The following is a 12,410-nucleotide window of genomic DNA, read 5'->3' as shown; positions in this document are numbered from 1 at the left end:
TGCCGCACCCCGCTTTTCGCCCTCGAACGCTAATGCCCGGCCGCCCTAATTGCCCGGCCGGCATCGTCCAGACGCGGACGATAATAGCTGGAGAATGGCCCATGGCCGATGTGACCTGGCTCGCGATTCTGGGCGGGCTGTTCCTTTTGACGCTGGCGCTGGTGCGCCTGGCCGAACGGGGGTGATGCGATGACACTGCCCCTGATCCTGGCCGGCCTGACCGCGCTCGGCCTGCTCGCCTATCTGGTCGCGGCCCTGCTGCGTCCCGAAAAATTCTGACGAAAGGGCCCTTGTCCATGACCGTAGAAGGTTGGGCGCTGATTGCGCTCTTTGTCGTCATCGTCGGTTTGCTGGCCAAACCGATGGGACAATGGCTGTTCGCGCTTTACGAGGGTCGCCGGACGCCGCTGCATACCGTGCTGGGGCCGGTCGAAACCGGGTTTTACCGGCTGGCGGGCATCGACCCGGCACAGGATATGGGGTGGCGCCGCTATACGCTCAGCCTGGTGCTGTTCAACCTCGTCCTGCTGCTGTTCCTCTATGCCGTGCTGCGGCTTCAGGACGTGCTGCCGCTGAACCCGCGCGGGCTGGCCGCGATCGGGCCGGACGGCGCGATGAATGCCGCGATCAGCTTTACGACCAATACCAACTGGCAATGGTATTCGGGGGAGGTCGCCCTGTCGAACCTGTCGCAGATGCTGGGCCTGACGCTGCACAACTTTCTGAGCGCGGCGACCGGCATTGCCATCGCCTTTGCCCTGTTCCGCGGCTTTGCCCGGCGCGAGGCGGCGGGCATTGGCAATTTCTGGGCCGATGTGACCCGCGTGACGCTGTATCTGCTGCTGCCGATCAGCATCGTCTATGCCCTGTTCCTGGTGTTCAGCGGCGTGCCGCAGACCCTGTCCGCAATGGTCGATGCAACGACGCTGGAGGGCGCAAAGCAGTCCATCGCGCTCGGCCCCGTGGCCAGTCAGGAAGCGATCAAGATGCTGGGCACCAATGGTGGCGGCTTCTTCAACGCCAATTCCGCGCATCCGTTCGAAAATCCGACCGCGCTGACCAACCTGGTGCAGATCGTGTCGATCTTCATGATCGGTGTCGGCCTTGCCTGGTGCTTTGGCAAGGCGGTGGGCGACACGCGTCAGGGCTGGGCCATCCTGTCCGCCATGGCCGTGCTGTTCGTCGCCGGCACTGCCGTCACCTATTGGGCCGAAGCCGCCGGCAATCCGGTGCTCCATCAGCTGGGCGTGCCCGGCGGCAATATGGAGGGCAAGGAAACCCGGTTCGGCATTGCCGCATCCGCGCTGTTCGCCGTCGTCACCACGGCCGCATCCTGCGGTGCCGTCAACGCGATGCACGACAGCTTTACCCCGCTGGGCGGCATGATCCCGCTGTTCAACATGCAGCTGGGCGAAATTGTCGTCGGCGGCGTCGGCGCGGGCATCTATGGCTTTCTGCTGTTCGCCATCCTGGCCGTGTTCGTCGCCGGCCTGATGGTCGGGCGGACGCCGGAATATGTCGGCAAGAAGATCGAGGCGCGCGAGGTAAAGCTGGCCGTGCTGGCCATTGCCGTCCTGCCGCTGTGCATCCTTGGCTTTACCGCCCTGTCCGCCGTGACCGAGGCGGGCCTGGCCGGGCCATTGAACAAGGGGCCGCATGGATTTTCCGAAATCCTCTATGCCTTTACCTCGGCAACCGGGAACAACGGTTCGGCCTTTGCCGGCCTGACCGCAGGGACGCCTTGGTATAACGGCCTCCTGGGCGTTGCCATGTGGCTTGGCCGGTTCTTCGTGATCATCCCCGTTCTGGCGATTGCGGGCAGCCTGGCGGCCAAGCGGCACAGCCCGGCAACCACCGGATCGTTCCCGACCACCGGGGCGCTGTGGGTCGGCCTGCTGGTCGGCATCATCCTGATCCTGGGCGGCCTGACCTTCCTTCCCAGCCTCGCACTCGGACCCATCGCGGATCATCTCGCGATGCTGTCCGGCACCCTTTCCTGACAGGAGTGGCATCCATGGCCGCTGCATCATCCATGTTTTCCGCAAAGCTTGTGGTTCCGGCCATCGGCGATGCGTTCCGCAAGCTTTCTCCCCGCGAACTGATCCGCAACCCGGTTCTGTTCACGACTGCCATCGTCGCGCTGCTGCTGACCATCCTCGCCTTTGTCGGCGGCGAGGGGCTCAGCACCGGTTTTCAGGTGCAGCTGATCGTCTGGCTGTGGCTGACGGTGCTGTTCGGCACCTTTGCCGAGGCGCTGGCCGAAGGGCGCGGCCGTGCCCAGGCAGCATCGCTGCGCGCGACCAAGGCGGAACTGACCGCCAAACGCACCATCGGCGTTGGTGACGCCTATGAAATCGTCGGCGCAACGCTGCTGCAACTGGGCGATGTCGTCCTTGTTGAAACCGGCGACCTGATCCCCGCCGATGGCGAGGTGATCGAGGGCGTTGCGTCGGTCAACGAAAGCGCGATCACCGGCGAAAGCGCGCCCGTGATCCGCGAGGCAGGCGGCGATCGCAGCGCCGTGACCGCGGGCACCCGCGTCATTTCCGACCGGATCAAGGTGCGGGTGACGCAGGAACCGGGACAGGGCTTTCTGGACCGCATGATCGCGCTGGTCGAAGGGGCCGAGCGGCAAAAGACACCGAACGAGATTGCCCTGACCATCCTGCTGGTCGGCCTGACCATCATCTTCCTGATCGCGGTGGCGACCATTCCGGGCTTTGCCAGCTATGCCGGCGGATCGATCCCGGTCGCCATGCTGGCCGCGTTGCTGATCACCCTTATTCCCACCACCATCGCGGCGCTTTTGTCGGCGATCGGCATTGCGGGCATGGACCGGCTGGTCCGGTTCAACGTGCTGGCCAAATCGGGCCGCGCGGTCGAGGCGGCGGGCGATATCGACGTGCTGCTGCTGGACAAGACGGGGACGATCACCATCGGTGACCGCGCCGCCAGCCAGTTCCGCCCGCTGAACGGCGTGACCGTGGACGCGCTCGCCCGCGCCGCACTGTTCGCCAGCCTGGCCGACGAAACGCCGGAGGGCCGGTCGATCGTCACGCTGGCCCGCGAAAAGCATGGCATCACCGTGCAGGAGCTGCCCGCGGGCAGCGAGGTCATCCCCTTTACCGCACAGACCCGCATTTCCGGCGTCAAGACGCTGGACGGTACGATCCGCAAGGGCGCGGTCGATTCCGTGCTGACCGCCATCGGCCAGCCGACCGACAATAACGGCAGCGCCGCCACCGAACTGCGCCGCATCACCGACGAAATCGCCCGCGCCGGCATGACGCCGCTGGCCGTGGCGCAGGACGGCGTGCTACTGGGCGCGGTCGCGCTTAAGGATGTGGTGAAGGCCGGCATCCGCGAACGTTTTGCCGAATTGCGCCGCATGGGCATCCGCACCGTGATGATCACCGGCGACAACCCGCTGACCGCCGCCGCGATCGCCGCAGAGGCAGGGGTGGACGATTTCCTGGCCGAAGCGACGCCGGAGGACAAGCTGGCCCTGATCCGGCGGGAACAGCAGGGCGGCCGCCTGGTCGCGATGTGCGGCGACGGCACCAACGACGCCCCTGCCCTGGCGCAGGCCGATGTGGGCGTTGCCATGAACACCGGCACGCAGGCCGCGCGTGAGGCAGGGAACATGGTCGATCTGGACAGCGATCCAACCAAGCTGATCGAGATCGTCGGCCTGGGCAAGCAGCTGCTGATGACACGCGGCGCACTGACCACCTTTTCCGTGGCCAATGACGTGGCGAAATATTTCGCGATCATCCCGGCGATCTTCGTCGCGCTCTATCCCGGCCTTGGCGTCCTCAACGTCATGGCGCTGGCCAGCCCGGAAAGCGCCATCCTGTCCGCGATCATCTTCAACGCGGTCATCATCCCGCTGCTGGTGCCGCTGGCGCTGAAGGGCGTGACCTATCGCCCGATGGCGGCCGGTCCGCTGCTGGCCCGCAACCTGGCCGTCTATGGCCTGGGCGGTCTGGTGGCTCCGTTCATCGGCATCAAGCTCATCGACCTTGCCGTCTCCTCCACCGGCCTTGCCTGAGGGAACCCCGTCATGTTGAACGACCTGAAATCCGCGTTGCGGCCCGCCCTTGTCCTGACGCTGTTGTTCGCCGCGCTGACCGGCCTTGCATATCCGCTGGCGATCACCGGCGTTGCCCAGCTGATCTTTCCCGATCAGGCGAATGGCAGCCTGATCCGACAGGACGGCCAGGTGGTCGGTTCCAGCCTGATCGGACAGCGATTTTCCGCCGACCGCTATTTCCATGGCCGCCCGTCCGCCGCCGGTGCGGATGGCTATGACGCCATGGCGTCCAGCGGCTCCAATCTCGGCCCGACCTCCGCCGCTCTGGCGGAACGCGTTCGTGCCGCACGCCCTGCCGCAGGTCAGACCGGCTCCGCCGACCTGTTGACAGCCTCTGCCTCGGGGCTTGACCCCCATATCAGCCCCGAGGCGGCCTTTTCGCAGGTGGACCGCGTGGCACAGGCCCGCGGCACCAGCGCGGCCGAGTTGCGTGCCCTGGTCAGCGCCAGGATCGAACACCCCCTGCTGGGCTTTATCGGCGAGCCGCAGGTCAATGTGCTGATGCTCAACCGTGCCCTCGACGCGGGCAATGCCCGGCCCTAAACCGGGCGGCATGACCCATGCCGCAAAGGTGCTGATCGTCGAGGACGATGCCCATATCCGCCGATTGCTCCGCGCCGCGCTGACGCGGGCGGGGCATGACGCGATCGAGGCGGCATCGGCGCGCGAGGGGTTGTCGCTGGTCGAGATCGAGCGGCCCGACGCGGTGCTGCTCGACCTTGGCCTGCCCGACCGGGACGGGCTGGAGCTGATCCAGCTGATCCGGGGCCGGTCCACCGCGCCGCTGCTGGTCGTTTCCGCGCGGGAAGAAACCGCCGAAAAGGTCGCCGCCCTCGATCTGGGCGCGGACGATTATCTGACCAAGCCGTTTGATACCGAGGAACTGCTCGCCCGGCTGCGCACCGCGCTTCGCCACCGGGCGGCGGGCAGCCAGCCGGTGGTGACCGCCGGCCACGTCACCATCGACCTGGAGCGTCGCCGCGTGACGCGGCAGGGGGCAGAGGTGCACCTGTCGCCCAAGGAATATGGCACGCTGGCCGAACTGGCCCGGCACCCCGATCGGGTGATCAGCCACCGCGAACTGCTGACCAATGTCTGGGGTTCGGCCCATGCCGGCGATGTCGAATATCTGCGCATCGTCGTTCGTGCGCTGCGACAGAAGCTGGAGGCGGATCCCGCCCGCCCCGCGCTGATCGTCAACGAACCGGGCGTCGGATACCGGCTGACGGCACAGGATGCGTTGCCGGATTAAGGGTTTCTGATCGCCCCGCTTTTCCCTATCCCGTTCGGGTCGTTGACGGATGGAGGGGATAATGAGCGCACAGGAAAATCGCCGCGCGGTCCTGCAGGGCATCGGCATGGGCGCACTCGCCGCCGCTCTGCCCGCCAGCCTCAATGCCGCCGGGCCGGGTCAGGCGGGCCAGCGCAAGCTGGGCTATGCCATTGTCGGTCTGGGCAGCTATGCCACCGCGCAGATCATGCCCCGCATGAAGCTGTGCCAGCACAGCCGCATCGCCGCGCTGGTCAGCGGAACCCCGGCCAAGCTGGACAAATATGGCGCGGACTATGACGTGCCGAAAACCCACCGCTACAGCTATGCCGATTTCGACCGCATCCGCGACAACCCGGATATCGACATCGTCTATGTCGTCCTGCCCGTCTTTCTTCACGCCGAATATTCGATCCGCGCGTTGAAGGCTGGAAAGCACGTGCTTTGCGAAAAGCCGATGGCAATGAACCCGGCGGAATGTCAGTCGATGATCGACGCGGCAAAGACGGCGGATCGGCACCTGATGATCGGATATCGCTGCCATTTCGAACCCTATAACCGCCGGGCGATCGACTGGGTGCGGCAGGGGCATGTCGGCCCGCTCAGCACGCTTCAGGTCGAAACCGGATTTTCCATCGGCCCCAACCAGTGGCGGCTGGAAAAGGCAAAGGCCGGTGGCGGCTCGATGATGGATATCGGCATCTATTCCCTGAACGCCGCGCGCTATCTGACCGGCGAGGAGCCGGTGGCGCTATCCGCGTTCGAGACGACGGACAAAAGCGATCCCCGCTTCGCCGAGGTGGAGGACCGGGTGTCGTTCATGCTGCAATTCCCGTCGGGCGTCGTCGCCAACTGCCTGTCCTCCTACAGCTCCGCCCATGGCCGCTATCGCGCCGTGGGCACCAAGGGCTGGCTGGAGCTGGAACCATCCGTCTTTTACGGGGGCCATGCCATGCGGGTCAGCCGGGACGGACGGGCCGGCCCCGTCGATCTGGGCAGCACCGGCGATGAACAGTTCGTGGCGATGCTCGATCATCTCGCTCTGTGTGCCAGCACGGGCAGGACGCCGATCGTTCCGGGCGAAGAGGGGCTGCGCGACATCCGCTTGATCGATGCGATCTATCGGTCGATGAAGGAACGGTCCGTCATCCAGCTTGCCTGAAGGATCGAATGTCCACCGCCGCCACCCATGACGCCATCATCATCGGGGGCGGGCACAATGGCCTTGTCTGCGCCTTTTACCTGGCGCGCGCCGGGCTAAAGCCGCTGGTGCTGGAAGCGCGCGGGATCGTGGGCGGGGCCGCGGTGACCGAAACATTCGCGCCCGGTTTCCGCAATTCGACCGCCAGCTATACGGTCAGCCTGCTTCAGCCGCGCGTGATCCGCGACATGGCGCTTCACGCCCATGGCCTGACCATCGTCGAACGGCCGGTGGGCAATTTCCTGCCTCTGCCCGATGGCCGCCATCTGCTGGCCGGTGGACAGGCGGACATGGCAGCCGAGTTCGCCAAATTCTCGTCCCGCGATGCCGAACGCCTGCAGGCCTATTCCGCAATGCTTGAGCGGATTGCCGATGTGCTGCGCGATCTTGCGTTGAAACCGCCGCCCAATGTCGGTGGCGGTGCGGGCGCGATCCTGGCCGCGCTTGGCCAGTCGCGGCAGGTCGCCCGCCTGCCCATCGACGTGCAGCGGGAATTGCTGCGCATCTTCACCCTGTCGGCCAGCGAATTTCTGGACCCCTGGTTCGAAAGCGATCCGGTGCGTGCACTGTTCGGGTTCGATGCCGTGGTTGGCAATTATGCCGGGCCGGATACGCCCGGTTCCGCCTATGTCCTGCTCCACCATGTGTTTGGAGAGGTGAACGGCAAGCGCGGCCTGTGGGGGCACGCAATTGGCGGGATGGGCGCGATCACGCAGGCGATGGCACGGGCGGCGGTCGCGGCCGGAGCCACCATCCGTACCGATGCGGCGGTCGAGCGGGTGCTGGTCGACGATCGCGGCCGGGCAACCGGCGTGCGCCTGAACGGCGGTCAGGAGCTGCGCGCACCCCGCATCATCGCCAATGTCGGGCCTAAATTGCTGTACGAACGCCTGATCCATCCCGCCGATCTGCCCGATAGCGTCCTTGCCCGCTCGCACGGCTATCGCGCCGGATCGGGCACGTTCCGGATGAACGTCGCCCTGTCCGCCCTGCCCTGCTTTGCCGCGCTGCCGGATCCGGGGCCGCATCTGGGCGCGGGAATCATCATGGCGCCCTCGCTCGGCTATATGCAGCGGGCGTTCGAAGATGCCCGCGCCCATGGCTGGTCACGCGAACCGATCGTGGAAATGCTGATCCCGTCGATGCTGGACGACAGCCTAGCCCCGCCGGGCGCGCACGTCGCCAGCCTGTTCTGTCAGCAATTCGCACCGGTCCTGCCCAATGGCAAAAGCTGGGACGATTGCCGGGACGCGGCCGCCGACGCCGTGCTGGACACCGTGGAGCGGTTCGCACCCGGGTTCCGCAAGCTGATCGTCGCCACTCAGGTTCATTCGCCGCTGGATCTCGAACGCAAGTTCGGCCTGATCGGCGGAGACATTTTCCACGGCCGAATGAGCCTGGATCAGCTCTGGGCCGCGCGGCCTTTTCTGGGTGAGGCGGAGTATCGCGGCGCAATCCCCGGCCTGTATCTGTGCGGATCGGGCACCCATCCCGGCGGCGGCGTGACCGGCGCGCCGGGCCATAATGCGGCGATGCGCGTGCTGAAGGATCGGGGCTGGCTCGCCCGCCTGCCCTTCGCTAAACGCCCCGCACCATGACCACGCTTCGCCTCTATAATTCGCTGACCCGCATGGTCGAGGATTTCGCTCCGCTGGATGCGGACAAGGGCGTGCGCGTCTATAGCTGCGGGCCGACGGTCTATTCCGATCCGCATCTGGGCAATCTGCGCGCCTATGTGTTCACCGACACGCTGGCACGCGTGCTGCGGTGGAAGGGGTATCCGCTCACCCATGTCATCAACATCACCGATGTCGGCCATCTGACCAGCGATGCCGATGCGGGCGATGACAAGATGGAGGCGGCGGCGAAAAAGCGCGGGCAATCCGCCTGGGACATCGCGGCGCATTACACCGCGGTGTTCAAAGGAAACCTCAGCGACCTCAACATCGGCGATCCCTCCGTCTGGTCCGTGGCGACGGACCATATCGACGAGATGATCGATTTCGCCGCGCGGATCGCACCGGCCCATTGCTACGAAATCGACAGCGGCCTGTATTTCGACAGCTCCACCGTGCCCGACTATGGACGGCTGGCCGGGGGCCAGGACGATGCCGGGGAAAGCCGCATCGACCCCGTGTCGGGCAAACGGCATCCGCAGGATTTCGCCATCTGGCGCAAGACGCCGCCGGGCGAGACGCGCCAGATGGAATGGGACAGCCCCTGGGGCCGCGGCGCGCCGGGCTGGCACCTCGAATGTTCGGTGATGAGCGGCAAATATCTGGGCTTTCCGTTCGACATCCACACCGGCGGCATCGACCACCGCGAAATCCACCATCCGAACGAGATCGCGCAGAATCAGGCATTTTGCGGCTGCACCGCGCCAGAGGGGGTTGCCGCCGGGTTCACCGGCGCGCGCTTCTGGATGCACAACAATTTCCTGGTCGACCGTACAGGCAAGCTGTCCAAGTCCAAGGGATCAGTCGCGACGCTGGAGGCGCTGAAGGCGGCGGGGGTCCACCCGCTTTCCTATCGCCTGATGTGCCTCAGCGCCCATTATCGCAGCGAGCTTGAGTTCGGCGCGGAACAGGTGCTGGCGGCGCAGACGCGGTTGAAGCGGCTGGTGATGGCGGTTCACCGGCTCCGTATCGCTCAAGCAACTAATACCGACGAATTCGAACCACTGGATAATTACGTACAAGGAGGTGCCGAGTTTGGCACATTGCTGGAAAGTTTTGAAAAAGCTATATGCGATGATCTAAACACCCCACGTGCATTGGCATTGCTAGAATTACTAGTTTCAAAACAAGACTACCCTACTGGCCGCTTAGCTACTCTTGCAAAATATGACGAAGCACTTGGTCTCCGATTAACTACTCTCAGCCGGGAGGCGCTGCGCGTCCGCCCCGCCGATGCCGCGTTGACGGCGGCAGACATCGATTCCCGCCTTGCCGAACGCCGCGAGGCCCGCGCGGCAAAGGACTTTGCCCGGTCCGATGCGATCCGCGACGAGCTGACCGCCGCCGGGGTCGAGGTGATGGACGGCGATCCGCTCGGCTGGGACTGGCGCCCGACGCTTTGACCGGCCCGGCCAGGCCGCCTTACTTGACTAACACACCTGAACCGGCAATGCTGCCGGTCGACAAACGGGAGGCGGCGGCGATGCGCGGCAAGATACTGGCGTTCGATTATGACCGGGGCGAAGGGTTCATCAGCGGCGACGATGGCGTGCGCTATCGGTTTGTCCCGTCCCAGTGGCGGATGCAGGCGCATCCGGTGAACGGCCAGACGGTGGATTTCGAAATCGCCGACGGCATGGCGCATTCGATCTTTGCCATCGCGTCGGATAATCTGCTGGCGGGTGAAAAGAACAAATATATCGCCGCGATCCTCGCCTTTTTCCTTGGTATTTTCGGCGCCCACAAATTCTATCTTGGCCGGATCGGCACTGGCGTCATCATGCTGTTGTGCGGCACCATCGGCTGGCTTCTGGTCGTGCCGGGCATTGCCGTCTCGCTGATCGCGTTCATCGAATTCATCATCTATCTGGCGATTTCAGAGGACGACTGGCAACGCAAATATGTTCAGGGGGACAAGGCCTGGTTCTGATCCGGCAGGCCGTTCGTCCCCGCCGCGGGGGCGAGCGGTCCCGGACTACACCTTGGCGCTGAACGGCGTGAAGTTCGTATCCTGATCGAACAGGTCGACCCCCTCGGCCTGTTTCAGCTTGCCGACCACCAGATAGGTCACCGGGGTCAGCGCCGCTTCCCACGCCACTTTCAGCGCCCAGTTGGTGACCATCACGGTCAGCACCTGTTCGTTGGACCAGATGCCGAGGAACGCGATCGGATAGAAGATCAGGCTGTCGACGCCCTGCCCCACCACGGTTGATCCGATGGTGCGCGTCCACAGATACTTGCCCCCGGTGGCAAGTTTCATCTTGGCCAGGACAAAGGAATTGACGAACTCGCCCGCCCAGAATGCGGTGATGGAGGCGATGACGATGCGCCACACCTGTCCGAACACGGCCTCATAGGCCGCCTGCCCCTCCCACCCGTCGGCGGGGGGCAGGCTGACCACAACCCAGCTCATCACCGCCATGAACACCAGCGCCGCAAACCCGGCCCAGATGCATCGCCGCGCGCGGGCATAGCCATATACCTCGGTCAGCACGTCGCCCAGCACATAGCTGACCGGAAAGAACAGGATGCCGGCCCCGAACACGAACCCGCCAAGCTGCGCCAGCTTTGCCGCGCCAATGACGTTGGACAGCACCAGAACGACGCAGAACGCGGCCATGACGAAATCGAAATAGCGGAACTGCCCGCTCGATACCGCGCCCGCCGCGACGTGACGCGGACCTGATTCTGACCTGATGCTCATGCCCCCGTTATGCGAACGGTTTCCTGCCCGCGCAATCCGCGCTATCGCCCCCACCACGCGCCCGTAGCTCAGTTGGATAGAGCACGAGCCTTCTAAGCTTGGGGCCGCAGGTTCGAATCCTGCCGGGCGCGCCACTCCCCCGGCATGACGACCGATCCGCCACAGGGCGGGACCAGCGCGGGCCAGTCGGCGGCCGGTGCGCCCCGATCGCGGCCGATCAGGGCGGCGATCGGCCCGCCATGGGTGACGACGATCCCACGCCCGTCGGGCAGGCGCAGCCGGGCAAGGGCCACCCGGTCGGCCAGATCGAACGTCGTTTCCCCGCCGCCGGGGCGAAAGCGGTCGGGCGCGTCGATCATGCCGTCCATGGCATTGCCGGTCGCGCGATAGATGGCGGTCCATCGCTGCCCCTCCCAGCTGCCGAAATCGCGTTCGCGCCAGCCGCGATCCTCCGCCACAGGACAGCCACAGGCCCGTGCGATCCGCTCGGCAAGGATGCGCGTCCGGGCCAGCCCGCTATGCACCACCCAGTCGGGCCTCCGCTCGGCAAGCACCGCCGCCAGCGCAATGGCATCGGCCCTGCCCTGTCGGCTCAGCGGAACGTCGCTGGCGCCATAGCATCGCCCGCGCCATGCCAGCGCCACGGCGGTATGCCGGACCAGCAGGACCTCCGCGCTCAACCCGCCGTCGCCGCCAGCAACAGGATCAGCTGACCGGCATAGGCGGCAAAGCCCAGGCAATCGCCCGTACTGCCGCCAATCCGGCGCAGCAGCATCGCGCGGAACCAGATGAGGAACAGCCCCGCCGCCGCAACCGCCGCCAGAAACTGCCCCGGCATCCACAGGACAAGCGCGGCCAGGCCGGGGATTGCCGTGACCAGCGCAGTCAACAGAATGGGCGCGCCGACCCCGGACGCCACATCCTTGGCAAGGCCAGTGCCGCCCGGTGCCGGGGCAATCATGGCCATCAGCATGACGACCACCAGCCGCCCGAACCCGGCCGCCGCAACGATGACGGCTGCCGCAAGTGCGGGCGTCATGCCCTGCAGCGCGGCGAGCATCAGGACAGCGCGCAGACCGATCGCCAGGATCAGGCCGACCGCGCCATAGCTGCCGATGCGGCTGTCCTTCATAATCCGGCGGATATCCTCGACGGTCATGCCGCCGCCAAAGGCATCGCAGAAATCGGCCACCGCATCCTCGTGAAACGCGCCGGTCACCCGCGCCTCGACGATCAGCGCCAGCGCCACAGCCACCGGTGCGGGCCACAGGCTGTCGGCGGCAATCGCGATGGCCGCCGTCATCACGCCGATCAGCGCGCCGACCAGCGGAAACCATCCGACTGCCCGGACCAGCCCGGCCGCCACCTGATCCCCGGTCAGCCGGTCGGTGCCCGGCACCGGGATCCGTGTCAGGAACTGGACCGCCAGCACGGGCGGCGCCCACCAGGGGCAGGCCATGCCCATG

The 12,410-nt window shown here is 65.8% G+C and carries 13 protein-coding genes and 1 tRNA gene; 11 read left to right on the top strand and 3 right to left on the bottom strand.

The window, feature by feature from the left end; translation table 11 throughout:
- Positions 1–32: 32 nt before the first annotated feature.
- The 10 genes from NYR55_RS14720 to NYR55_RS14675 all read left to right on the top strand — a co-directional run bounded on the left by NYR55_RS14720 (position 33) and on the right by NYR55_RS14675 (position 10,170).
- Entirely contained in the window at positions 33–185 is a 153-nt protein-coding gene (locus NYR55_RS14720; protein WP_260022320.1) for a hypothetical protein, read from the top strand.
- 4 nt (positions 186–189) lie between these two features.
- Complete coding sequence (kdpF, locus tag NYR55_RS14715) at positions 190–279, top strand: K(+)-transporting ATPase subunit F (RefSeq protein ID WP_008994571.1); 90 nt, start codon at positions 190–192, stop codon at positions 277–279.
- A 17-nt stretch (positions 280–296) separates the two neighbouring features.
- The gene (gene kdpA / locus NYR55_RS14710) at positions 297–2,000 is read left to right on the top strand and encodes a potassium-transporting ATPase subunit KdpA (RefSeq protein ID WP_260022316.1); all 1,704 of its coding nucleotides are present in this window, start codon (positions 297–299) and stop codon (positions 1,998–2,000) included.
- A 14-nt stretch (positions 2,001–2,014) separates the two neighbouring features.
- A complete protein-coding gene (gene kdpB / locus NYR55_RS14705; protein ID WP_260022314.1) occupies positions 2,015–4,051 on the top strand; it encodes a potassium-transporting ATPase subunit KdpB in 2,037 nt (678 codons plus the stop codon).
- A 12-nt stretch (positions 4,052–4,063) separates the two neighbouring features.
- The gene (kdpC, locus tag NYR55_RS14700) at positions 4,064–4,636 is read left to right on the top strand and encodes a potassium-transporting ATPase subunit KdpC (protein WP_260022312.1); all 573 of its coding nucleotides are present in this window, start codon (positions 4,064–4,066) and stop codon (positions 4,634–4,636) included.
- Positions 4,637–4,646: 10 nt separating this feature from the next.
- Positions 4,647–5,345 (top strand): response regulator transcription factor, encoded by a 699-nt coding sequence (locus tag NYR55_RS14695; RefSeq protein WP_260022310.1) that lies wholly within the window; start codon positions 4,647–4,649, stop codon positions 5,343–5,345.
- A gap of 61 nt (positions 5,346–5,406) precedes the next feature.
- Positions 5,407–6,525: a Gfo/Idh/MocA family oxidoreductase gene (locus NYR55_RS14690; RefSeq protein WP_260022309.1), complete on the top strand. Its 1,119-nt coding sequence runs from the start codon at positions 5,407–5,409 to the stop codon at positions 6,523–6,525.
- An 8-nt stretch (positions 6,526–6,533) separates the two neighbouring features.
- The gene (locus NYR55_RS14685) at positions 6,534–8,162 is read left to right on the top strand and encodes an NAD(P)/FAD-dependent oxidoreductase (RefSeq protein WP_260022308.1); all 1,629 of its coding nucleotides are present in this window, start codon (positions 6,534–6,536) and stop codon (positions 8,160–8,162) included.
- Positions 8,159–9,643, top strand: coding sequence for a cysteine--tRNA ligase (gene cysS, locus NYR55_RS14680; protein ID WP_260022307.1), 1,485 nt, complete (start codon positions 8,159–8,161; stop codon positions 9,641–9,643). Before NYR55_RS14685 ends, cysS begins: the two co-directional genes overlap by 4 nt.
- 23 nt (positions 9,644–9,666) lie before the next feature.
- Complete coding sequence (locus NYR55_RS14675; protein WP_260022306.1) at positions 9,667–10,170, top strand: TM2 domain-containing protein; 504 nt, start codon at positions 9,667–9,669, stop codon at positions 10,168–10,170.
- 45 nt (positions 10,171–10,215) lie between these two features.
- Here NYR55_RS14675 and NYR55_RS14670 read toward each other — a convergent pair whose 3' ends face one another.
- Positions 10,216–10,944: a queuosine precursor transporter gene (locus NYR55_RS14670; RefSeq protein ID WP_260022305.1), complete on the bottom strand. Its 729-nt coding sequence runs from the start codon at positions 10,942–10,944 to the stop codon at positions 10,216–10,218.
- A 57-nt stretch (positions 10,945–11,001) separates the two neighbouring features.
- Here NYR55_RS14670 and NYR55_RS14665 point away from each other — a divergent pair.
- Positions 11,002–11,078 (top strand) — tRNA-Arg (locus tag NYR55_RS14665).
- Here the strand turns inward: NYR55_RS14665 and NYR55_RS14660 are convergent.
- Both NYR55_RS14660 and NYR55_RS14655 read right to left on the bottom strand, forming a co-directional pair.
- Positions 11,037–11,588, bottom strand: coding sequence for a histidine phosphatase family protein (locus NYR55_RS14660; protein WP_260022402.1), 552 nt, complete (start codon positions 11,586–11,588; stop codon positions 11,037–11,039). The two genes, NYR55_RS14665 and NYR55_RS14660, sit on opposite strands and share 42 nt — an antisense overlap.
- A 32-nt stretch (positions 11,589–11,620) precedes the next feature.
- Positions 11,621–12,409, bottom strand: coding sequence for an adenosylcobinamide-GDP ribazoletransferase (locus tag NYR55_RS14655; RefSeq protein WP_260022304.1), 789 nt, complete (start codon positions 12,407–12,409; stop codon positions 11,621–11,623).
- Position 12,410: the final 1 nt, after the last annotated feature.

It is taken from the genome of Sphingomonas sp. BGYR3 (assembly GCF_025153455.1).
Lineage (GTDB): Bacteria > Pseudomonadota > Alphaproteobacteria > Sphingomonadales > Sphingomonadaceae > Sphingomonas.
Note: the sequence above shows the minus strand (reverse complement) of the source record. Positions and strands in the feature narration are given on the sequence as shown.

Bases quoted from the DNA above. Each gene is read 5' to 3' on its own strand.
- kdpC (WP_260022312.1), top strand. From the start codon at position 4,064: ATGTTGAACGACCTGAAATCCGCGTTGCGGCCCGCCCTTGTCCTGACG.
- NYR55_RS14720 (WP_260022320.1), top strand. From the start codon at position 33: ATGCCCGGCCGCCCTAATTGCCCGGCCGGCATCGTCCAGACGCGGACG.
- cysS (WP_260022307.1), top strand. From the start codon at position 8,159: ATGACCACGCTTCGCCTCTATAATTCGCTGACCCGCATGGTCGAGGAT.
- NYR55_RS14670 (WP_260022305.1), bottom strand. From the start codon at position 10,944: ATGAGCATCAGGTCAGAATCAGGTCCGCGTCACGTCGCGGCGGGCGCG.
- kdpB (WP_260022314.1), top strand. From the start codon at position 2,015: ATGGCCGCTGCATCATCCATGTTTTCCGCAAAGCTTGTGGTTCCGGCC.
- NYR55_RS14655 (WP_260022304.1), bottom strand. From the start codon at position 12,409: ATGGGCATGGCCTGCCCCTGGTGGGCGCCGCCCGTGCTGGCGGTCCAG.
- NYR55_RS14690 (WP_260022309.1), top strand. From the start codon at position 5,407: ATGAGCGCACAGGAAAATCGCCGCGCGGTCCTGCAGGGCATCGGCATG.
- NYR55_RS14685 (WP_260022308.1), top strand. From the start codon at position 6,534: ATGTCCACCGCCGCCACCCATGACGCCATCATCATCGGGGGCGGGCAC.
- kdpA (WP_260022316.1), top strand. From the start codon at position 297: ATGACCGTAGAAGGTTGGGCGCTGATTGCGCTCTTTGTCGTCATCGTC.
- kdpF (WP_008994571.1), top strand. From the start codon at position 190: ATGACACTGCCCCTGATCCTGGCCGGCCTGACCGCGCTCGGCCTGCTC.
- NYR55_RS14695 (WP_260022310.1), top strand. From the start codon at position 4,647: ATGACCCATGCCGCAAAGGTGCTGATCGTCGAGGACGATGCCCATATC.